Source organism: Leucogemmata humicola (genome assembly GCF_055379415.1).
In genome coordinates, this window is sequence record NZ_AP040875.1 from 3,894,829 (window position 1) to 3,916,485 (window position 21,657).

Annotated in this window: 22 protein-coding genes and 1 tRNA gene; 10 read left to right on the top strand and 13 right to left on the bottom strand. The window is 62.5% G+C overall.

Annotation, left to right across the window (positions count from 1 at the left end):
* Window positions 1-38: 38 nt before the first annotated feature.
* The 5 genes from AC6H4Z_RS16560 (at window position 39) to AC6H4Z_RS16580 (ending at window position 5,996) form a co-directional block, all read left to right on the top strand.
* A complete protein-coding gene (locus tag AC6H4Z_RS16560) occupies window positions 39-2,459 on the top strand; it encodes an ABC transporter permease (RefSeq protein ID WP_497543065.1) in 2,421 nt (806 codons plus the stop codon).
* 272 nt (window positions 2,460-2,731) lie between these two features.
* Window positions 2,732-2,804, top strand: a tRNA-Asn gene (locus AC6H4Z_RS16565).
* 89 nt (window positions 2,805-2,893) lie between these two features.
* Window positions 2,894-3,652, top strand: coding sequence for a 5'-3' exonuclease (locus AC6H4Z_RS16570; protein ID WP_497543066.1), 759 nt, complete (start codon window positions 2,894-2,896; stop codon window positions 3,650-3,652).
* A gap of 64 nt (window positions 3,653-3,716) precedes the next feature.
* Entirely contained in the window at window positions 3,717-4,310 is a 594-nt protein-coding gene (locus tag AC6H4Z_RS16575; RefSeq protein ID WP_497543067.1) for a DNA-3-methyladenine glycosylase I, read from the top strand.
* Between the two features lie 111 nt (window positions 4,311-4,421).
* On the top strand, window positions 4,422-5,996 hold the full coding sequence (locus AC6H4Z_RS16580) for a hypothetical protein (protein WP_497543068.1): 1,575 nt from the start codon (window positions 4,422-4,424) through the stop codon (window positions 5,994-5,996).
* A 51-nt stretch (window positions 5,997-6,047) separates the two neighbouring features.
* On the opposite strand, the gene AC6H4Z_RS16585 is transcribed toward AC6H4Z_RS16580, so the two are convergent.
* The 3 genes from AC6H4Z_RS16585 to AC6H4Z_RS16595 form a co-directional block, all read right to left on the bottom strand.
* Entirely contained in the window at window positions 6,048-6,689 is a 642-nt protein-coding gene (locus AC6H4Z_RS16585; RefSeq protein ID WP_497543069.1) for a YceI family protein, read from the bottom strand.
* 156 nt (window positions 6,690-6,845) lie between these two features.
* A complete protein-coding gene (locus AC6H4Z_RS16590; protein ID WP_497543070.1) occupies window positions 6,846-7,073 on the bottom strand; it encodes a hypothetical protein in 228 nt (75 codons plus the stop codon).
* A 14-nt stretch (window positions 7,074-7,087) separates the two neighbouring features.
* Window positions 7,088-7,639 (bottom strand): L,D-transpeptidase family protein, encoded by a 552-nt coding sequence (locus AC6H4Z_RS16595; RefSeq protein WP_497543071.1) that lies wholly within the window; start codon window positions 7,637-7,639, stop codon window positions 7,088-7,090.
* A 173-nt stretch (window positions 7,640-7,812) separates the two neighbouring features.
* Here AC6H4Z_RS16595 and AC6H4Z_RS16600 point away from each other — a divergent pair, with 173 nt between their 5' ends.
* The gene (locus AC6H4Z_RS16600) at window positions 7,813-9,609 is read left to right on the top strand and encodes an ABC transporter ATP-binding protein (protein ID WP_497543072.1); all 1,797 of its coding nucleotides are present in this window, start codon (window positions 7,813-7,815) and stop codon (window positions 9,607-9,609) included.
* A 7-nt stretch (window positions 9,610-9,616) separates the two neighbouring features.
* On the opposite strand, the gene msrA is transcribed toward AC6H4Z_RS16600, so the two are convergent.
* Entirely contained in the window at window positions 9,617-10,162 is a 546-nt protein-coding gene (gene msrA, locus AC6H4Z_RS16605) for a peptide-methionine (S)-S-oxide reductase MsrA (protein ID WP_497543073.1), read from the bottom strand.
* Window positions 10,163-10,241: 79 nt separating this feature from the next.
* Between msrA and AC6H4Z_RS16610 the strand changes: the two genes are divergently transcribed.
* Window positions 10,242-12,080, top strand: a complete 1,839-nt coding sequence (locus AC6H4Z_RS16610; protein ID WP_497543074.1) for a stage II sporulation protein M — start codon at window positions 10,242-10,244, stop codon at window positions 12,078-12,080.
* A gap of 44 nt (window positions 12,081-12,124) precedes the next feature.
* Here the strand turns inward: AC6H4Z_RS16610 and AC6H4Z_RS16615 are convergent, their stop codons facing one another.
* The 7 genes from AC6H4Z_RS16615 to AC6H4Z_RS16645 all read right to left on the bottom strand — a co-directional run bounded on the left by AC6H4Z_RS16615 (window position 12,125) and on the right by AC6H4Z_RS16645 (window position 18,481).
* Window positions 12,125-13,489 carry a DUF58 domain-containing protein gene (locus AC6H4Z_RS16615; protein WP_497543075.1) on the bottom strand — a complete coding sequence of 455 codons (1,365 nt, stop codon included), beginning with the start codon at window positions 13,487-13,489 and terminating at the stop codon, window positions 12,125-12,127.
* Window positions 13,486-14,451 (bottom strand): AAA family ATPase, encoded by a 966-nt coding sequence (locus tag AC6H4Z_RS16620; RefSeq protein ID WP_497543076.1) that lies wholly within the window; start codon window positions 14,449-14,451, stop codon window positions 13,486-13,488. Before AC6H4Z_RS16620 ends, AC6H4Z_RS16615 begins: the two co-directional genes overlap by 4 nt.
* Window positions 14,448-15,674 (bottom strand): DUF4350 domain-containing protein, encoded by a 1,227-nt coding sequence (locus AC6H4Z_RS16625; RefSeq protein WP_497543077.1) that lies wholly within the window; start codon window positions 15,672-15,674, stop codon window positions 14,448-14,450. Before AC6H4Z_RS16625 ends, AC6H4Z_RS16620 begins: the two co-directional genes overlap by 4 nt.
* Entirely contained in the window at window positions 15,671-16,291 is a 621-nt protein-coding gene (locus AC6H4Z_RS16630; protein WP_497543078.1) for a DUF4129 domain-containing protein, read from the bottom strand. Before AC6H4Z_RS16630 ends, AC6H4Z_RS16625 begins: the two co-directional genes overlap by 4 nt.
* 8 nt (window positions 16,292-16,299) lie before the next feature.
* Window positions 16,300-17,070 (bottom strand): hypothetical protein, encoded by a 771-nt coding sequence (locus AC6H4Z_RS16635; protein ID WP_497543079.1) that lies wholly within the window; start codon window positions 17,068-17,070, stop codon window positions 16,300-16,302.
* 106 nt (window positions 17,071-17,176) lie between these two features.
* Window positions 17,177-18,055: a sigma-70 family RNA polymerase sigma factor gene (locus AC6H4Z_RS16640; RefSeq protein ID WP_497543080.1), complete on the bottom strand. Its 879-nt coding sequence runs from the start codon at window positions 18,053-18,055 to the stop codon at window positions 17,177-17,179.
* Between the two features lie 96 nt (window positions 18,056-18,151).
* Window positions 18,152-18,481: an ArsR/SmtB family transcription factor gene (locus AC6H4Z_RS16645; RefSeq protein ID WP_497543081.1), complete on the bottom strand. Its 330-nt coding sequence runs from the start codon at window positions 18,479-18,481 to the stop codon at window positions 18,152-18,154.
* Between the two features lie 154 nt (window positions 18,482-18,635).
* On the opposite strand from AC6H4Z_RS16645, the gene AC6H4Z_RS16650 reads away from it, so the two are divergent.
* The 3 genes from AC6H4Z_RS16650 (at window position 18,636) to AC6H4Z_RS16660 (ending at window position 20,928) form a co-directional block, all read left to right on the top strand.
* Window positions 18,636-19,883, top strand: a complete 1,248-nt coding sequence (locus AC6H4Z_RS16650) for an aminotransferase class I/II-fold pyridoxal phosphate-dependent enzyme (protein ID WP_497543082.1) — start codon at window positions 18,636-18,638, stop codon at window positions 19,881-19,883.
* 51 nt (window positions 19,884-19,934) lie between these two features.
* Entirely contained in the window at window positions 19,935-20,174 is a 240-nt protein-coding gene (locus AC6H4Z_RS16655) for a hypothetical protein (protein WP_497543083.1), read from the top strand.
* Window positions 20,175-20,514: 340 nt separating this feature from the next.
* Window positions 20,515-20,928 (top strand): hypothetical protein, encoded by a 414-nt coding sequence (locus tag AC6H4Z_RS16660; protein ID WP_497543084.1) that lies wholly within the window; start codon window positions 20,515-20,517, stop codon window positions 20,926-20,928.
* A 19-nt stretch (window positions 20,929-20,947) separates the two neighbouring features.
* On the opposite strand, the gene AC6H4Z_RS16665 is transcribed toward AC6H4Z_RS16660, so the two are convergent.
* Together AC6H4Z_RS16665 and AC6H4Z_RS16670 are read right to left on the bottom strand one after the other, a co-directional pair.
* Window positions 20,948-21,136 (bottom strand): hypothetical protein, encoded by a 189-nt coding sequence (locus AC6H4Z_RS16665; RefSeq protein WP_497543085.1) that lies wholly within the window; start codon window positions 21,134-21,136, stop codon window positions 20,948-20,950.
* A complete protein-coding gene (locus AC6H4Z_RS16670; RefSeq protein WP_497543086.1) occupies window positions 21,133-21,552 on the bottom strand; it encodes a hypothetical protein in 420 nt (139 codons plus the stop codon). Before AC6H4Z_RS16670 ends, AC6H4Z_RS16665 begins: the two co-directional genes overlap by 4 nt.
* Window positions 21,553-21,657: the final 105 nt, after the last annotated feature.

Consider the following 21,657-nt stretch of genomic DNA (forward strand, 5'->3'; position numbering starts at 1 on the left):
GGCCACGCCGCCCCGTCCAACCCCCACCGGTGGATCGCATGAATGCACTACTCCGGGACGTTCGCTACGGAATCCGCTCCCTGCTCAAGAGTCCGGGCCTCACGATCGTCGCGATACTCGCGCTGACGCTCGGCATTGGGCTCACGACCACGATGTTCAGCATCGTGTACGGGGCGCTGATGAAGGGACTTCCCTACCCGGATGGCGACCAAATCATGGTCGTCCAACGATCCAATCCCACTCGGGGCATTCGGCGACAGTCGCTGCCGATTCAGGAATTCTTCGACTACAAGCAACAGCAGCGCAGCTTCACCGATATCGGCGGCTTTACGTCGGGCAGCATGTATTTGAGCGGCGAAGAAAAGGCCGAGCGATTCGACGGATCCTGGATGACCGCGAACTCCTTCGACATTCTCGGAGTCCGGCCCGTTCTCGGCCGCAATTTTCGCGCGGGCGAAGATACGCCCACAGGTGAGAAAGTACTCATCCTCGCGTATTCGACGTGGCGCGAGCGGTACAACGGCGATCGCAACGTGATCGGCAAGGTCGTTCGAATGAATGGCCAGCCGTTCACCGTAATCGGCGTGATGCCTGATGGTTTCGCTTTCCCGAACAACGACAAGCTGTGGGTTCCGCTGCAGACCGATCCGCTTGCCACGGAACGTGGACAGGGCCAGTACCTTCGAACGTTCGGCCGGCTCAAGCCTGGCGTGTCCATGGATCAGGCGAACGTCGATCTTGCGACGATCGGCAAGCGCCTTGCGACGACGTATCCGCAGACGAACGAGGGCTTCGCCGGGAACACCTCCAAGTTCACCGACGATTACATCGGCAAGGAACCGCGACAACTACTCTTTACCATGCTCGGCGCGGTGTTCTTCGTACTGCTCATCGCCTGTGCGAACGTCGCCAACCTGCTGCTCGACCGCGCGGCGCATCGCACCAAGGAAGTCGGCATTCGCACGGCGCTCGGCGCATCGCGCTCGGCGGTCATTCGCCAATTTCTCGCGGAGTCGCTGATCCTGTCGGTCATCGCAACGGCGCTTGGTATTGCGGTCGCATACGGCGGCGTGCAGCTGTTCAATCGCGCCATCGCGACGACCTCGATTCCGTTCTTCATCGATATTCGGCTGCACCCGCCGGTGCTGCTGTTCACGATCGTCATCGCAATCATCACAACGTTTTTCGCTGGCGCCATTCCGGCATATCAGTCGTCGCGCGCCGACATCAATGAAATCTTGAAGGACGAGACGCGCGGTGCGTCGGGCTTTCGTGTTGGCCGCATCAGTAAAGCGCTGGTAGTGTTCGAGATTGCGCTGTCGTGCGGCCTGCTCGTCGCCGCGGGGCTGATGATCAAGAGCGTGACCAAGATGAACACGATGGACAAGGGGTTCGTCTCGGCGAACGTGTTCACCGCGCGCGTCGGATTCCCTGCGGCGTACACCGATACCGCATCCGAATGGCGCTTCTTCGATCAACTCGTCGAGCGCGTGTCGACGCTGCCCGGCGTTCAATCGGCCGCGCTCAGTGTTGGCCTGCCGGGCGCGCGACAGGGCTACTCGGGCACCAACTTCGCCGTCGAAGGCCAGACGTATCTGAAGGACAAGGACTATCCCAATTCACGACTGCTCGCGATAACGCCAAAGTTTTTCGCGACGCTCAGCACACCGCTCGCGTCGGGCCGAGTCTTTACCGAGGCCGATCGCGTCGGCGCGCTGCCAGTTGTGTTGATCAACCGCGCCTTCGCGGCAAAGTATTTCAAGAACGCTGATCCGATTGGCCGGCGCGTTCGACTCGGTGATGAAAAGAGCACGGCACCGTGGTCAACGATCGTTGGCGTGGTGGGCGACATGTTCAGCGGCGATCAGGAAGAACCGATGCCGCCGGCGATGTTTCAACCGTTCGCGCAGGCACGCAGCGCGTTCGTGTACATCTCAGCGCGTACGAATGGCGCACCGATGTCGATCACGCCGGCCGTGCGCGAGGCGGTCGCGTCACTCAATCCCGACATTCCGCTCTATTGGGCGTCGTCGCTCGACGATGCGACCGCGCAGTCGCTGTGGTTCATCCGCGTGTTCGGAACGATGTTCATGATCTTCGGCTTTGTCGCGCTGTTCCTGGCGTCGGTCGGGCTGTATGCCGTGATGTCGTTTTCGGTGAGCCGACGTACGCGCGAGGTCGGCATTCGCATGGCGCTGGGCGCTCGTGGTGGCGACGTCGTGCGCATGATCTTCGGGCAGGGGCTGCTCCAACTGGGCGTCGGCATCGGCGTTGGCCTGGCACTGGCACTTGGGATCTCGACGCTCATGAAGGTCGTGCTGTTCCAGGTTCAGCCGCGCGATCCAGTGATTTTTGGCGGCGTTGCCGCGGTGCTGATCGCTGTGGGGCTGTTCGCGTGCCTCGTTCCGGCGCGGCGGGCGACCCTAGTGGACCCATTGGTCGCGTTGCGGAGTGACTGAGATTGTATCGCGATCGTACCAAAGCGCCCGTGACCATCGAGTGGATGGGAGCGTCAAATGATGGCAAGCGGGCGAAACTACTGGTTGACCGATCGCCGCTCGAACCGTATCTTGAAGACATGACACGCGCCGCCAATCTCAATTTGAATTGCAATAATAATCGGAACTCATCCCGGAGCTCTGGCTAGCACGCGTCGGTACTGAAGTCACGCGGCCCGCCAGAGAAACGGCGGGCCTTTTTGTTGAATGGTAGTCGCGGGTGCAGGAACTGATGGGGCGTAGGTCAATTGGCAGACCACCCGACTGTTAATCGGGATGTTGTTGGTTCGAGTCCAACCGCCCCAGTCTGATTCGCAGAGTGCAACGCTGAACGCGTGCTCGGTCATCAATGGCCTGCACGCGTTTCGCGTTTGTTGTTGGACGCGGAGCTCCACATGAAACTGTTGCTCGTCGACGGCTCGAATATTCTCCTGCGCTGCGCGTTCGGCGGCGACATTCCGCCAGAGCGAGCCACTCCAGCGGCGATCGGCATGATCCAGCGCGCCGCACAGGAACTCCAGGCGACGCATTTGGTCGTTGCTCTCGACCACACCGATGCACCGTCCTGGCGAAAGCTCGAGTACCCCGAATACAAGGCACACCGCACGACGCAGACTGCGGAGTGGCTGATCCACGGCGCCGCAGAGATGTCACGTCGCGGCTGGAACGTGCAGATGCTACCTGGTTTCGAAGCTGACGACATCATTGCCACGCTGGCGTTACGTGCGGTGCAACGGGGGCCAGTTGTCGTGCTCTCGAACGATTCCGACATGCTGGCGCTCACCGCGGCAAACATCGACGTCGCCCGTCCTCTCACGGGCGGCGGGTTCCAATTGTTCGACGCGGCCGCCGTTTGCGAGAAGTACCAGATTCCAACGGCGAATGTGTTGTATGACTTCAAAGCGATGTGCGGCGAGACCGGGGACAACATTCCTGGCGTCCCAGGCATCGGCCCGAAGCGCGCTCGCTCGCTGTTGAAGAAGTTCGGCGACATCGAGGCGATCATCCACGCGGGATCCGGCGGCTACGACAAGTACTCGTCGCTGGTCGCCGAACATGCCGCGCTTGCTCGGCGAGCCCTACACCTGGTATCGCTACGCGTCGACGCGCCGGTACCGCCGATCGCGCCGGCGAGCTGCGCGTTGTCTCTTTGATGAAGATGACGTTCGACGAGATGGTTCGATCGATGATCGGTTCCCTCTAGCACGAGACTATCGCGTGAAACGCTGCGCCTGGGTCGGCCCGGATGATCCCCTCATGCTCGACTATCACGACCGCGAATGGGGCGTTCCAGTCCACGACGATCGCACGCACTTCGAGTTCATCATCCTCGAAGGCGCCCAAGCCGGACTGAGTTGGTCGACGATCCTCAAGAAGCGTGAGGGTTATCGAAAGGCGTTCAGCGACTTCGATCCTGCCGTTGTCGCGCGCTACACCGAAAAGCGAATGCTCAAGCTCATGGACGATCCGGGCATCGTTCGCAATCGACTCAAGATCGCGTCGGCCACGCGGAACGCGCGCGCCTTTCTCGCCGTGCAGAAAGAATTCGGCAGCTTCGACGCATACGTCTGGGACTTCGTTGGAGGCGCGCCGAAAGACAATCGACTCAAAGCGGGACAGCGCGTCCCCGCGACGACGCCAGAGTCCGACGCACTGAGCAAAGATCTCAAGAAGCGCGACTTCAACTTCGTTGGCTCCACGGTCATCTACGCGTACATGCAGGCCGTCGGACTCGTCAACGATCATCTCACCGAATGCTTCCGGCACGGCGAGATCCAGCGTCAGGCATCGGCGCACAAGAAGCGCCGCTGATCTCTGCCCTCGGCGCTCGAGTGCGCCGAGGTGGGCACCTGAGTTGCACGCCCCGGGGTCGCGTCATCGATGAACAGTCGTGACGCACCCACCGACCTCGGGAGCACTCACATGAAACGACGATCCTTCATCGCCGCCGCGGCGGCCGCGCCTGTCGGAATGATGTTCGCGCAGGGGGGCTCTACCGGTCAGTATCTCGACCTTCCGAAAGACGTCGGACCGGCGCTCGAAGAATTTCGCAAATCAATTCCGAGCAACTTCGACCAGGACTACGTCCAGCACGCCGTCATTCCCTTCTTTCTCAGCAGCCTGTTCGAGGCGGAGCGACCAATGCTCCCGATGATCGACCTCACGCTGTCGAAAGAGAACGCGCTCCCGTTCGATCTCTGGGGACTCATCTACAAAGATTGGAAGCCGACGCCTGAAGAGGGCGTCACGGTCTTTCTCACGGGACTCGAGAAGCGCGGCGAACACAACCTGCGCAAGCGGATCTACTTTTCAGCAGTCACGCCCGACCTGTATCACGCCAAGTATCAACCCAAGGTCGTGTCGTTCTTCGATCGGCTCATGGATCCGCAGTTCGCGAGCAAGCCGTTCATGCGGCACTACCTGGACTACTACTTCGACCTCTACTGGGATCTACACGTCGGCGTGAAGGGCGACGCGATTCCGGCCGAGGTGCGGCAGATCGGCGAGAGCTTCAACACGGTGTTGGCGTATCGCAACCCGATGGAGCCGATCGTCTATGAGCATTATATGAAAGTCCGCGCGAACCTCGATTTCCTGAAAAAGTGGATCGCCGATCGCGTAGACGACGTCGCCTCTGGGCGCGTGAAAGATCCCGATCGGACGTTCGTCCACTACTGGCTCAAGAATGCTGGCGACGGCGCGAACTTCGGCCGCAAGGACATCGTGTTCGAGGCGTTCCACAACTTCGTCGCGCTCAGCCAGTGGGGAAATTCGATCTTCGGGATCATGTCGCGACTGAGCACCGACGCGGGCGACGCTGATATACGCGCCGCCTTCACGAAGACGATGAGCATGGCGAACAACTCGACACCCGCTGCCGGGTCGCCGTACACGCCGCTCGATCTCCTCACCATGGAGCTGTTCCGCACGATCTCGCCGAACGGCGGCAGCCTGTCGGCCGTGGTCGACGCGCGCGATTCGATGTACGGGCAATCGCCTTTCGCCAAGCTCCGTGCGAAGTACGAGCGTCATTCATACGCCGCCACGCCGCACACCGAGACGAGCTTCGACGCACGCCAGTGGAAGAATCCAAAGGCGTTCGACCCGGATCGGTACAAGACAGTGCCGACGAGCGCCGACGTCAGCGACGCGAAGTGCCAGGCGATCGGCTTGCCCAAGTGTCCGTTCGACCACACGACGTTCAAAGTGGCCGATGGGCGCAACGTCAACATTACGAACAGTGGCTTCGGCACCGTCTTCGGAGTCGTCGACGGGAAAGCGATGCCGGTGTGCGACCACGCGGGCTTCGCGCCTTTCGGGTTCGGCTATCGGCGCTGTCCGGGAGAACAGCTCACCATCCTGGTCTTCGAAGACTTTTTGCGCAAAGTCTGGAAGGACAAAATTCAGTTCGCGAGTCTCACACTGGCCAATCCGCAGAAAGTACCGATTGGCCCGACGGCGGTAATCGACGACAAGATCGGATTTACGCGTGCATGACAAAAGCGGCGCCCTTTCGGGCGCCGCTTCATGTATTTAGCTCAAAGCTGCTTACGGCTTGGTCGCCGGCGTAAAGCGGAAGTCGTACTCGAGCTTGATCGTATCGTTCACGCTCAGTACGACGGGCACGCTCGGCTGATCCAATAAGAAATCTTTGAACGTGAAGGCCGTCGTTGCCAGTCCGACGATGTCGTTGCCGTCAGAGCGTGCGGTGACCTTCCACGTGGTTGGACGCGTAGTGCCGTGCACGGTGAGGTCAGCCACGAGATCGAACGCCTGCGGCGTGGTGCTCGGCTTGGAGACCAGGCCCTTGAACGACGTCGGCACCAGTTCCACGGTCGGGAACTTGGCCGTCTCGAGCGTCCGGCGCTGTACGTAGCCGTCGCGACGATCCTTGTCGCTCTTCAGCGCGGTGAGCGTGACGATGATCTTGGAGCTATCCCGCACAACGTTGCCGTTCGGATCGACGAGAAGCGATCCAGTGATGTCCTTGACCATGCCGACTGCGTCGTTGGGCAGTTCGACACCCACCAACTGCTCGCGGACGCGGTAACGCGCTTCGTTGCCCGTTGGCGCGACGACAAAGCGAATATGGGCCGCTGGCTTGGCTGCTACTGCTGCTTTCGACTGCGCTCCGGCATTGGCCGCGAGAACCACGGCGGCCGCGAGGCCGCCCCAAATCCGTCCACCCATCACTATGATTTCCTGGCGCCGTTGCGCCCTTCGCGAGAGTGAGTTCGACCACGTGAACGGACTGCCAAGGCCGCGTTCGCCCGAGCCCGCTCCCCCATCGAAAATACGTCTAAAACTACCCTGACGTTGAACGTCCGTTCCGGGCGGGCAGACCCGTCAGGTCGCCTTTAATCGCCCCTCGAGGAACCCCAGGACGGCGAGTATCGCCGGGATCAGGGCCAGCACTACGGCCGTCGACATGGCTAGCCATCGCTGTTGCAGACGGACGCCTAGCGACGGGACGACCGCACTCGCCAGGACGGCGACGCCGATCAGTGTCGCGTCGATGAAGAGTCCGAGGATGACGCCTGACGCGGTGCTCCAAAGAAGGATGGAAGTTCGCACCGGGAGGTCGTTCGTCAGGGCTTGATCTGGATCGGCGAGCCGTTCGGCACCGCGCGCCAGATCTCCTCGATCTCGGCGTTGGTGACGGCGATGCAGCCTTCCGTCCAATCGTACTCACTGTGCTTCGCGCCGAGGTCCGCGTAGGCGGGAGGCAGCCCGTGAATCATCACGTCGCCGCCGGCAGCCACACCGCGCGAGCGAGCGTTCGCCGCATGTGCCGCATCCGGATACGAGATGTGCAGCGCCATGTGGTACTTGCTGTTCGGATTCTTGAAGTCGATGCGAAAGACGCCTTCTGGAGTCCGATTGTCGCCGATCTGGCGCTTGTCGCCGACAGGCTGCTTTCCGAGCGCAATCCGGTAAATGCCCACCGGAAAGCCCGCTTGGTACAGCGTGAGCCGACGTCGCTGTTTTTCGACCACGATGCTGTCCGCGATCACCGTTCCGCGAATGCGGACGACCGGGGTTCGCTCAACGGTCGGGCTGGCAACGGCCGATCGCGCCGCGGACGTGTCACGCGGAGCAGACAGCATGAGCGCGGCGGCACTGAGCAACGGAAGCAGCATAGGAATCGCGATACTACATCGAGTAGCCAGGACGGGGGATTCCGTCAGGATGGCTCTTCGATGCGACGACGCTCAATATACCGACGGTGTCGCAACCCGTTCCAGAGGGAATTCGCGCGCAAGCGAGCGCGGCTTCATCGGCGACTCCCTTCCCAGTATTCGATATTTCGATCATGGCGTTACTCTCCCGATATCTCCGCGGCTATTGGCCTCTAGTCGCGCTCGCTCTGTTCCTGGCGACGATCAATCAGGTCTTTTCGCTCCTCGACCCGCTGATCTTCCGCCACATCATCGACGATTACGCCACCAAGCACGACCAGTACACCAACGGACAGTTTGTGCGCGGGGTCACGCTGCTGCTCGCCATGGCTGTCGGTGTCGCGTTCGTCTCCCGTGTAGCGAAGAACTTCCAGGACTATTTCGTCAATGTCGTAACGCAAAGGCTGGGCGCGCAGCTTTACTCGGACGGAATTCGGCATTCCCTCTCCCTACCCTTCCAGGTATTCGAGGACCAGCGGAGCGGCGAAACGCTCGGGAAGCTGCAAAAAGTTCGGGCCGATACAGAAAAGTTCATCTCGGCGTTCGTGAACATGGTGTTCACCACGCTCGTCGGCGTGATCTTCGTCATGATCTACGCCTTCAAGGTCCACTGGTCGATCGCGCCGGCGTTCCTGCTCACCATTCCGCTGCTCGGCGGACTGAGCTCCGTACTCAGCCGGCGCATCAAGGCGATTCAGAAAATCATCGTCGCCGAGACCACCGCGCTCGCGGGCGCGACCACGGAGTCGCTGCGCAACATCGAGCTCGTCAAAAGCCTCGGCCTGTCTGAGCAGGAGGTGCTTCGCCTCAACGCGACCACCGACAAGATCCTCAAGCTCGAGCTCAAGAAGGTCCGATACATCCGCAGCCTGAGCTTCATCCAGGGGACGTGCGTCAACTTCGTCCGCACGTCCATCCTGTTTCTCATGCTGTACCTGATCTTCGACAAGCAGATCACGGTCGGCCAGTTCTTCTCACTACTCATCTACTCGTTCTTCATCTTCGGCCCGCTGCAGGAACTCGGCAACGTCATCAACATTTACCGCGAAACCGAAGCGTCGCTCAACACCTACGAGGAAATTCTAAACATCCCCGTGGACCCGAAGCCGGCGAACCCCGTTCCGGTGAGCGACCTGCGCGTTCTCGAGTTCAGCGACGTCACCTTCACGCACCAAACAGCATCAGCGCCTGCGCTGGCCGACGTCTCCTTCCGCGTCGATCGCGGCGAAACGGTCGCATTCGTCGGGCCCTCGGGCTCCGGCAAGACGACGCTCGTCAAGCTGCTCGTGGGACTGTACCAGCCCAAGACGGGCCGAGTGCTGTACAACGATGTCGAAAGTGGGCACGTCGATCTCGATCGCTTTCGCGAACGCATTGGCCTCGTGACGCAAGACGCACAGCTATTCTCTGGATCGATCCGCGAGAACCTGCTCTTCGTCCGCCCGAATGCGAGCGACGAGGAGTGCGTCGAAGTCCTTCAGAAGGCGGCCGCCGAGAGTTTACTGCGCCGCGCCGACAAGGGACTCAACACGGTGATCGGCGAAGGCGGAATGAAGATCTCTGGCGGCGAGAAACAGCGTTTGTCGATCGCCCGTGCGCTGCTCCGCCAGCCACATCTTCTCGTGTTCGACGAAGCGACGTCAGCGCTCGACTCGCTCACCGAGGAGGAAATCAGCCGCACGATGCGCGACATCTCGGCCACCGCAGACGTGATCACGGTGCTCATCGCACACCGGCTGTCGACGGTGATGCACGCCGATCGTATTCACGTGCTCGAGCGCGGCCGCATCGTGGAAGTCGGTCGCCACGAAGAGCTGCTCGCGCTCAAGGGTCTTTACTACGCAATGTGGCGCCAGCAGGTCGGCGAGCGCCGTCCCGTCAGTCGCGTCGACGCAAAGTCCCCGCGGGAGCTAGCCGCCGCGGGAGACTGAGTAGCCGCTACTTCTTGAGCCGATCGAGATACGCCTTCCGGAACTTGGCCACTTTCGGGGCGATCACGATCTGACAGTACCCTTGATCAGGATTCTGTGTGTAGTAATCCTGATGGTACTTCTCGGCCGGATAGTACGTCGTGAGCGGAACTACCTGCGTGACGATGGGATCGTCCCACACCTTCTCGCGGGTCAGCTCCTCGATCACCTGCTCGGCAGTCTGTTTTTGCTCGGGCGTGTGATACAGCACGACGGACCGGTACTGTGTTCCGACATCCGCTCCCTGTCTGTTGAGCGTCGTGGGATCATGAATCGTGAAAAACACGCCGAGCAGGTCGCGGTACGATAGAACCGACGGGTCGAAGGTGACCTGAACGACTTCGGCATGCCCCGTCATTCCTGAACACACGTCCTTGTAGGACGGATTGGCGGTTTTGCCGCCGGAATACCCCGACTCGACTTTCTCGACGCCCTTCAGCTCGCGGAAGATGGTATCGATGCACCAGAAACAGCCGCCGCCGAGCGTTGCAACTTCAGTAGTGTGTGTCGTCATTGAGCCTCCTGATTTCAAGGTAATGACCCTGGGGAGTGCCTCCGCTTGCCATCGCGCCCACGAACGCGCATCCTGACGCATGGCAGAACGACTCACACAAACGGTCGACATCGAAACGCCCGAGCTCGTGGTGTTGTCCTACACCATCGCCGGGCTCGGCTCACGCGTCTACGCGGCATTGATCGACCTGGTGATTACGGTCGTCGCGATGATCGGGGTCTTCGTCGGATTGGTGTTGCTCACGCGACATTCGATTGCCGACTCGAGCACGCGTACCACGCCGTCGAGCGCGTGGGCACTCGCTGTCTTGATGATCATGCAGTTCGTCGTGCTCTGGGGCTACTACCTGCTCTTCGAGGGATTGGCGGACGGACAGACTCCCGGGAAACGGCTGCTGCGATTGCGCGCAGTGCGCGACGGCGGCTACTCGGTTGGATTCTCCGCGTCGGCGGTGCGAAATCTCATGCGCATCATCGATCTCCAACCGGCGTTTACATACCTGATCGGCATCGGCAGTATCGCGATGACGAAATCGGGCAAACGTCTCGGCGACATTGTCGCGGGCACGATCGTCGTTCGCGAAGCACTCATCAAACAGCCGGTGCGAGTCGAACAGCGCCAAGAGGACATCGCCACAGCGCCGGCTACCGCGCAGCTCAGCGAAGTAGAGTTTCAACTTCTCGCACGATGGGCTGAGCGGCGCAACAGTCTCGAACCTGAACGCCGGCGGCAACTCGTGGCGCAGGTGGCGAATCGTCTGCGGCACGCGCTCCCCGAGAACGACGGCTCGAGTGAGAGCGCCGCGCTCCTGCGGCTCCTCACCACCGAACGTCGGGCTCGCGATCAAGGCGCCGCTGCGCGAGGCGCCACAGGAGCCAGTCGCGAGCGTTACGCCATCGTGACGACGAGCTCGCCGCGGTGGATGGCGTTTGCCTCAAAGCTCGCCGATGCGCAACGCCGCGGGCTCCGCGCGCTCGGCGAAGCCGGTGTGCGCGACTTCGTCGCTGAGTACCGCGCGCTGTCCGTCGACCTCGCGCGACTGAGAACCGCCGTCGGCGGCGAATCGACGGATGAACTGTTCTACCTCGGACGTCTGGTTGCTGGCGCGCACAACCTTTTGTACAAGGAAGAACGCGCGGGAATCTCAGGCGTGCTGCGATTCATCGCGGTCGACGTCCCAACTGAAGTGCGTCGCTCGGTCGGCCCGATCGCACTCGCGGCCGCGTTCATGTTCGGCCCTGCGATCGTTGCGTATACCGCGGTGGTTCGGAATCCGGCCGTGGCACCCGTGTTCATTCCGACCCAGATGCTCGATCGCGCAGAGGATGGTGTTCGGCGCGCGCGCGACAACGAAGGCTACATTCCCGACCCGGAAGTCCTTCGCCCGGTGATGGCGAGCCGCATCATCGCCAATAACGTGCAGGTGACGTTCGGAGCCTTTGCTTTTGGAATCACGGCGGGACTTGGGACGCTCGTACTCCTGCTCTTCAATGGAGTCTCACTGGGCGGCGTGTTTGGACTCTATCAGTCCAAGCACATTCTGTCGCTCTTGGTGGCGTTCGTTGCGCCGCATGGGGTGCTCGAGCTCAGCGCCATTTGCATTTCTGGCGGCGCCGGACTCCTCATAGCCGCCGCGCTAATCCTGCCCGGTCAACGAACACGTCGTCGCGCGCTGGCGGAAAACGGTCGGCGCGCCATGCACTTGCTGGCCGCATCGACGCTGTTTCTGATCGTCGCCGGATCGCTCGAAGGACTCGTGTCGCCGATTCCCTACTGGCCGCTGGAACTCAAGCTGATCGTCTCGGCAACGACGCTGGTGCTGATGGTGGCGTACCTACGTGGTGGGGTCCACACTGCAAGACCAGTCAAGCTGACGCCGACTCAAGACGAGAACATCCTCGCACTTAAAGTCCAATAAACGTTCTTGCGAATCTCTAGTGCCTAGCGCCCAGCGCCTATCTCTTAGATCCCGCCTTTCGCTTTGATCTCCAGGTACCTGTTCACCACAGCCGTCGCCATTCGCGATGGCGCGACGTCGAGCACCGTTACACCGGTGTGTCGCATTCGCGCGAGCGCTTCCTCTCGCTCGCGCACGAGCTCCTCCGCCGCCGCGCTCCGGTAGAGCGCTAGCGATCCGCTGGCGTCGCCGCGTGCGGCGGCAATGAGCGCCTCGTTCTGAATGGCCACGATGACCATCGCATGTCGCTGCGCCGCACGCCCAGCGTACGCCGCGAACTGCTTTGCCGCGCGCACATCGATGACGTCGGTGAAGAACACGACCAATGCCCGACGCCGTTGACGCGTTGCCAACATCCGGAATGCCGAGGCATAGTCCGGCTCTGTCAGTGTTGCATCGAGGCCGCTGAGCGTGGAGCGAAGCGATCTCAGGGCACCAGTGCCACGCGACGGCGGCACCAGCGCGCGAATGCGATCGTCGAAGGCAATGAGGCCAACGCGGTCGCCGCTCGTCACCGCGACGTCGCACAGCAGCATCACCGACGACAAGACGTGCTCAAAGCGCGAAAAGCGTCCGGCCAACTGCGTCATCGCGCGTCCGCAATCGACGAGCGAGATGACCGTCTGCGCGCGCTCGATGGTCTGCTCGCGCGTGATCAGCCGCGAATGGCGAGCGCTGGCCTTCCAGTCGACCATACGCGGGTCGTCGCCCGGCACGTAGTCTCGCAATCCGGCAAATGAATTTCCCTCGCCGCGACGTTTCAATGCTCGAACACCGGCGTCGCTCAGACGATGCTGCATTGCGAGCAGCCGGAAGCGTCGCACGTTCGTCAGCGACGGAACGACTTTCACGACCGCTACCTCGGAACGCGGGCGCGACAAACGCGCCACCAGTCCGAGCGGCGTGACGCACCGAAGCGCAACGTCGCCCAGGCGATGCGCACCACGAGCATCGCCCGTCACCGGTATCGTCAGCGTTCGCTCATCGCGCCCATTCAGTTCCACGACTTCGAGCGAAGCGGGAGTCGAGAGCCCCGACGGGAACTGATCGAACAGCTGTACGCGACTCCCCCACGACCAGTCGGTGCGCAACGTGTACGTGAAGTCGCTACTGTCGCCCAGTCCGAGCGAATCAGGCGCGCTCCGCTCAACCGTGATACGGCGCGCCGGCGGCAGGCGGAAGTAGTCGAACGCCACGAGACACACGAGTGCGATCGACGCGCCGATCGCCGCTGCTCGACCGATCGTGCCCGGGATGAACCAGAGTACACCTAGCGCCAGCACGACGGCCGCGAGGCGTTCGGTTGGAAAGATCGCCCAGAGAGGGCGTCGCGCACGAAGACGCTCACGTGCGGCGTCGAGCACACTCACGCCGGGGCGACCGTTCGCGCGAGGACGCCCGCCAGCACATCGTCGGTCGTGCGCCCTTCCACTTCCAACTCTGGCGCGAGCAGCACACGATGCCGAAGCACCGACAGCGCGCGTGCCTTCACATCATCCGGAGTCGCATAGTCCCGGCCGTCGAGCACCGCGCCGGCGCGCGCCGCACGCATCAGCGCGACGCTCGCTCGTGGTGAGGCGCCCAGCACAAGCGACGGATCTTCGCGACTGCCGCGGGTGATCGCGGCAATGTACTCGCGCACCTCCGGCGCTACGCGCACTTGGTCGACGAGCGCGCGACACTCGCGCGCTTCGTCCGAAGTGATGACTGCCTCGACGATCGCGCCAGATCCGCCACGTTCAGGATCGAAGCCAGACTCGTGGAGTGCGAGCATCGCGAGCTCCGCGCCCGCTGCGGGATAGCCGACAACGATCTTGAGGAGAAACCGGTCGAGCTGGGCTTCGGGCAGCGGGAACGTTCCTTCGTGCTCCACTGGATTCTGCGTAGCGAGCACCGTGAACAGCGTATCGAGCGGCCGTCCCACACCGTCGGCAGTGACCTGTCGCTCGGACATCGCCTCGAGCAACGCAGCTTGCGTCTTTGCCGGCGCACGATTGATCTCATCGGCAAGCAGGAGATCAGTGAACACAGGTCCGGGCTGGAATTCGAAGCCGCGCACGGGATCGCGATAGAGCGCAACGCCGGTCACGTCGGCCGGCATGAGATCAGGCGTGAACTGAATTCGAGTGAACCGCACGGCCATCGCGCTCGCGATGGTGCGCACGAGCAGAGTCTTCGCCGTGCCAGGCACGCCTTCGATCAATACATGGCCGCGTGCGAGGAATGCCACGAGCACGTCTTCGATCGCGTCATCCTGGCCAACGACGCGCGTTGCGACCGCGTCGCGTACGCGCCGAATGATTGTTGCGCCTTCTTGAATTGAGATACTCATGAGCCAGGTGAGGGGGACGTCGTGATCTGTCGCTCGATTTCGTTCAACGCTTCGCCAATCGCGACCAGCTCGCTCGGCGACACCGATGCCTCGAGCCCGCGACGAATCTTGGAGACTGCCGGCTTCAGTGACGGATGTCGCTGTTCGACGGCAGAAAGAAAGACATCGTCGGCCGCGCCAGGCGACGCCGGCACCGTTCGGCCGGCGCGTCGTCGCACACCGCCGACGAGGCGTGCCGTCGCCGTGCGCGTCGCACGAACGTCGGCATAGGCGTGGCCAAGGGCATCGGCATGTTCGAGTGGTGAGCGCCGCACGATCCGCTCCGGATCCTCCGGTGGAATCGCCCTCGGCGCGCGTGCGAGCACGAGGAGCAGGCCGGCGATCAGCGCTTGGATGAGAAACCGCCCCGACGACGTCCCACTCACGTATTCTCTGATTGCCGTGATACTGCCACCGTGCGTTCCGAAGCCGTGATGGAATTCGTCGAACACCATTCGCGGCGACATTCCGCCCGTGGGACGAACGAACTCGAACATGCGAGCGACGACGATGTCGGCGCCCATTCCGCACAATCGCACGGCGTCATTGCCGAACACCCCGGGCGAACTGACGACCGCAACCCGTCCGGCGCCGAGTGGAAATCCAACGGCGACGGCGAAGGCGCTGTCGATTCTATCGTGTGTTGTGGCAAGCGTCGTCACCGGGCCTGGCGCAGGTCGTCGCCAACGGATTTGACTGACCTCGGGCGGCAGCGCAAGCAGCGTCCGGTCGCGGAACGACGCCGGTCGCGTGCAGTTGGTGTCGCCGTAGTTCGAGAGAAATCGCCCCAGCCGCCCGAGTGCGAGACCAAGCGAATCTGCAATCTCTTCGCCGCCATCGATCGCGAAAACCAATCCGCCGCCACGACGAACGTTCGTGAGCAGTCGGTGCACCTCGTGCGCGCCCAACGGTTCACCAGGATCCAGCACCACCTGCACCGTTGGCGCGCCGGACGGAGGCGACGACGAATCGAGCGGAACCAGCCGTCGCTCCGTTCGCCAACCCATACGCTGCGCCAGCTCGAACGCCATTCGCACGCCACTCGGACCAGTCGAGTAGCTGGTCCGCGCACCGTCATCTTTCGTTGGCGCTTCGGGAGTCAGCAGCGCCACGAGCACGACGACGCCGGCGAGAATTGCCAGCAGCGTTTTCGCTCCGAACCGCCGTGATGGATTTTCGGTCACGCGACCGCCGCGACTCGGACAGCTCGCTCTGCAGCGGAAGCCAGGCGAGTAAAGTCCGCCTCGGTCGCGACGCCGTGACCGTAGATCACTCGATCGAAGTCGCTGGCAAACTCGCGAAAGTCGCGGACCGAAGGCGCGCCGCGGCGTTTGAGTTCACGAACGTAGTCGCCACTCGTTTTCGATTCGTGTCGCATGAGCATGCCGTCGCGCGCCAGTGCGTCCAACACCGCGGCATACAGTGCGTGACATGCATCAACGAAGGAGCCGGCAGCCGCCAGCTCTCGTGCCGTAGACCATTGGTCAGGCCGACCCTGTCCTATTCGCGCCCCCGGACGATGGGCTTTGCGCGCCGCGTCTGCCCGACGCCCGACCGCGATGCGCCCCACGATGACGACGCCAATCGCGATCATCGCAGCGATGACGAGAATCCGCGCGTTGGGCGAGCCGCGAATCAGGTTGAGCAGTTCGGCAATTCTCTCCAGGACGTATTGAAAGAATCGGCCGAGCAGCGACTGTCGAGCCGGAGCGAAGATCCGCTGTCGGGCGATCGCCGCAACCGTATCATGAATCTCTCGGTTCGACCAACGACCGACGGTTTCTTGCAACGCGAAATGCATGCGTGCGATCAGACGCCGGGCTCGCGAACCGTATCGAGCGGCGATCCGCCGGCCATGTATTCGATGTCAAAACCTTCCTTACGAATTCGTACATCGTAGTAGAGCAACGTCTGCACGATCGCCAGGAACGGATAGACGAGCACCGAAACCGCCGTGGAAACGGCGAACAAAACGACCCGACTCGGAATCGCGCCCGACACGAGCCCCGAGCCAAGGCTGATCGCAAAGACAATCGCGCCGGCCAGTAAGAGAGTACTCAGCACGTGGCGCTTCATGCCCACGGACAACTCCGACGAGCGAGACAGCGCGCCTCCTGGCCCGGCATTCTCGATGACGATGACTTGCTGCGTCGCAAAGAAGCGCGCGAGCGGATACAGTGCGGGGAGCAGGAACAACATCGCGCCGAGCACGAACGCCACCGCCGTGATCAAACCAGTGACGATCAACGCGGGGATTTTGGGAGCGACCACGCGAAACGCCGCCATGACGTCCGCCGGGCGATCGAAATACACATCAGAGGCAATGATCATCGCGACCGCAGACGCCGTCGCGTAGACGAGTATGCTGAATAGCCCGCTCAGCAGGAGCATCCCCCAATTGATATCGGCGAGCGCAGCAGTTGGTGACGTGTCGATGGCGAGTGTGACCCGAATGAGAAGCCACGGGACGTAGCACACCGCGCTCGCGACGATGAACGGAACAGGATTCCGCCGAAAGACCTGAAACGCCGCGTCGACGAGTTCGGTCGCCGAGCGGGGACGCAAGCCAAGTTCGGTCATTGGTCTCCCTGAGTGGAATAGCGCAGTTCATAAAATGCGAACGCCACGGAAGTCCAGCTAGAGCCGGACCGCCGTGGCGTTCTCAGTTTTAATGCGCTTTAATGCGCTATGCAGCCATTCCGTCGCGCAGCACGTCAGCCGTGTCGCTCTCACGCAACCGCTTGAGCGCACGATCGCGAAGCTGGCGAACACGTTCGCGGGTGACGCCTAGCTCGCGGGCGATCTCCTGCAACGTCATCGGGCGACTTCCTTCGAGACCGAAGTAGAGCATCAACACGCGACGGTCGCGCGGACTCAGAACTTCGAGCGCCCGCGTGATCGCTTCTCGGCGCGAATCGCTCTCCACGCCGCCCGGCAACACGTCCTCGTCCTCACCGCGGTCGAGTACGAGCGTTTCGCCGAGCGTGCGGCCGACATCTCCACCACCCGTGACCGACGGTTCGTCGAGCGAACGCACTGGCTGGAGCAGCGCAACCAACCCGCGTGTCACGTCGAGCGACAGATCCGCCACCGAGGCAATCTCCTCCTCGTACGGCTCACGCGACAGCTTCTGGCGCAGAAGCTCCTGCGCGCGGGAAACACGCGACAGATCGGCCGCGCGATTCAGCGGAACCTGGACGGTGCGACCCTGCCGCTGAACGGCCGAGTGAAGCGCCTGCCGGATCCACCATACCGCGTAGCTGATGAAGTTCACGCCGACCTCGGGATCGTACTTGTCGGCGGCGCGAACCAATCCGGCGTTCGCCTCGCTGACCAAGTCACCGAGTGGGACGCCGCGATTCTGATATTGTTTTGCGACGGAGAACGCGAAGCGCAAATTCGCCCGGATGAGTTCCGAGCGCGCGTCTTCACGCGCGGCGTCGTTGGCAGCACGCCGCATCGTTCTCGCGAGATCCTTCTGCTGCTGAGCCGTGAGTACCGGCTCGCCGCGGAGTTCCGCGATGTAGAGGTCGAGTAGATCGCGATCGTCGTTTGTCGTGTACATCGCTCACCTCCGGCGCGGGGGGCGCCAGAACGGATGTTGTGGCAGTTATAAAACCATCTAATTCATCGAGCGTAGTTCGTACGCGCCCCGCTCGAATCAGGCTTGCTTCGCTATCACCGGCGTGGGCCGGGCTGTTGCGACGTCAACCGGAGCGACTGCCATTCGTCGCTTGAGCTCGTCCATATATGCTTCGAACACCGCCGGCCGCGTTCGGTAATACACGAACTGCCCGTCCCGACGCGATTCCACCAAACCGGCGCTCGCCAGTTCCTTCAGGTGGTGCGAAATCGTCGCTTGTCGAACGGGAAAGCATCCGCACAGCCGACGACATCCTACCTCAGACTGCTGTGCGATGTGTTCGAGAATCTCGAACCGTCGCGGGTCGGCCAGCGCCTTAGCGATCCGTTGAAACTGCTCCGATTCCACGAGCTACCGAAGGTCCTTGTGACGATGATGGATAGATAAGCATCTAATTGTACGACGCAAGCCCTGCATTGTTCCCCTGCCGGACCGTCGCCGTCCATCGGCTAACTTTCGGTCTAAGACCTGCCTTATTCGGCCCCAGAGCGATCGAGCATCCATGACGAGTATCGTACCCCGCCGAGACAGTACAGACGCCGACGAACAGACGTCTACCCCAGCCGCCAGCCTGGTTCCAACTCGGCGGCTAACTGAGCTTCCGGCTTACGTTTTCGCCTGGTTGGACGAGCTCAAGGCCGAGGCGCGCGCTCGCGGCGCCGATCTGATCGATCTCGGGATGGGAAACCCGGATCAGCCCACCCCCGCGCCGATCATTCAGGCAATCACCAACGCGTTCGCCGACCCGCGGACGCACGGGTATCCGCCCTTCCGTGGTACCGAGCAGTTCCGACGGTCGGCCGCGGCATTCATGGATCGACGCTTTGGCGTTTCGGCCAACCCAGCTGACGAGATCCTCTGCCTCAGCGGAGCCAAGGAAGGCCTGGCGCACGCCATCATGGCGTTCACCGACGAGACGACCACGTCGCTCGTGCCCGACATCTACTATCCGGTGCACGGGCGAACCAGCGGTCTGATCGGAGGGCGCACGCACTTCCTGCCGCTCCGCCCGGAGCGTGGCTTTCTGCCCGACCTTCGCGCCATCCCCGCCGACGTGCTTCGCAAGGCGCGGATTCTCGTGCTCAACTACCCGCACAATCCAACCGGCGCGGTGGCCCCGCTGGATCTGTTCGAGGAAGCGGTAGCGCTCTGCCGCAAGCACGGAATGCTGCTGATCTCGGACCTTGCCTATAGCGAACTGACCTTCGACGGCTCGGTCGCGCCAAGCGCGCTGCAGGTTGCCGGTGCGAAAGACGTGACGATCGAGTTTCACTCGTTCTCCAAGACGTTCAACATGGCGGGCTCGCGCATCGGGTTCGCAGTTGGCGGCGCGGATCTCATTGATTCGCTCTACGCGGTCCGAACGAACCTCGGCTACGGAACGCCGTCGGCGATCCAGGCCGGCGCCGCCTACGCGCTCGATCACGCCAAGGAGCTACAAGCACCATTGGTGAAGCGCTATCGCGAGCGCGGCGAGGCCGTGGTGAAGGGCTTTCGGTCGCTCGGATGGACGGCACAAGCGCCACGCGCCACGATGTTCGTGTGGCTGCCGGTTCCCACTGGCTTCGACTCCAAGCAGTGGACGAAGCACCTCATCGACAAGGCCGGGGTCGTGGTGAGCCCAGGGAGCGCGTTCGGTCCGGGAGGCGATGGCTTTTTCCGCGTGTCACTGATTGCTGAAGTCGCGGTGCTCGACGCGGCAATCGAGCGACTCCGCGCGGCGAACATTCGCTTCGATCGCCCAGCCTGATCGCCTGGCTCGACTACTGCACTTTGCGAGACCAACCATTCGGAGGTCCGCATGTCAGACGATCGCAGCTTCAAGGATGAAGACACGTCACTCGATCCCGAGGACGTCAATAGTGGTCCGAGCGCAGCAGCGCGTGCCGCGGCGAACGCACCCCTTCCCGACCCGAACGACGAAATCCCGGTGCCCGGGGCGATGTCGCCGGCGGAAATAGATGAGCGTGCGCAGGTAGTCGAGAAGCTCCGCGATGAGGCAGGCACTCGCCGACGCGACGACGACCAGGGAATGCGCTAGCCGTTCGCAGGGCTCTCTCTCGTCAGGGCCCTGGTGCGATCGCCCGCCGCGCCAGCCATACGCCGGCGCAGGCGGCGACCGCGGCGCCGAGCGCCAGTCGCCCCAACGGGAAACGGCCCAGCCAGTCATTCTAGTTTCCTCATGAGGCCCGCGCCGGAAAGCTCCGGCTGACCGGGCTCGCAGCCCCCGTCATCCCACCTCCGATCAGCACGCTTCGCGGTTGCCGCGTTACCGGGCACGGCCGTGAACGTCTTGCTGTTTAGGCACGCCCTGCTAATAATTGCTTCAGCCGCGCGCTGCGACACAGGACCCGTGCACCAGACTTTTCGGGGGTCGGACTATGGGTGTACAGCAGCAAGCCACCGCGAAGGTGACCGAATACTCGTACGTCCCGCCGACAGTTGCGGCGGCGGCGACACGCTATCAGACGTTCCGCGTCATCGAGGCGGAACATCTCGCGCTCATGGCGCGTCACGATCTCGCGCGCGACTGGACGCCGGAGATTCGTCAGATCGTGTTCAATGCGGGCGACCACGTTCGGCATGCGCGCGATGCGCGTCAGCTCTTCCGCGCTGAAGTGCGGGAGTTCGTCATTGCGCTCCGCGGCGCGCACGAGCCGTTATCGGCTGTGCTGCGTCACACGAGAACGATGCTACAGCTCCTCGAGACCTCGGGCGCCCTCAAAGAAGACGGAGGGTGGCTGGAGGCCGAGGTGCTGGAATGGGCGATCGAGGAGTACGAAAACGTCGCGTGAACCGCGGCGTGGTTCGTCGCTAAACGCGAGCGCGCCACTCCGCGGTCGACTCGGGGACGAGCCGTGCGCCCCACTGACCGACTTCGAGGATGTAGTAGTCCCGGCGATTCGCATCGCGCGGATCGATGACCTCGTAGTACGTCGGTTGCGGCTCGACCTTGACGGTGAGACCGTTGCATTCGCCGCCGACGCATTTGACTTGTATCATGAGCGCATCCTCTCGGCGAGCCGCGGGCTCGTCGACTGTGCTGTGGACCGTGGTCCGCCAGTGAGAAACCGGGGCCCGCTCGTGCAGGCCTTTTCAACCGTGTCGGCAATGCTCGGAGGGAGATGCACCGCGCCGCGGGCATGCGCCTCCATCACGAGTCGCAGTGCGCGCCGCTGGCGATCGAATGCGGAGAGCAGCTGCGCGCCAACATCGGGGGACGACAATACGCCATGCGCCAATCGCTGGAGCGACGCTTGTTCTCCCGCGTCCGACGCCTGAGCCATGCACGCTTCGAGATTCCATCGCGCGCGATGACCGTCACACAATCCCGCTCGCCCGGTCCGCGGACCGTCCTGGGTGCATGCCGCGCACAACGCGATGTCACGCAGCAGCTCTGCACTCGGAACGAAGGACATCGGGTCTTCCTCAAGTACTTGTCTCAATTCAGTCAACAGATCAGGGTCGCGCGTCGTCGCGCAAACCAGTTGGAGTCGTCGGCGTGCATGCGGTTCGAGGCTCAT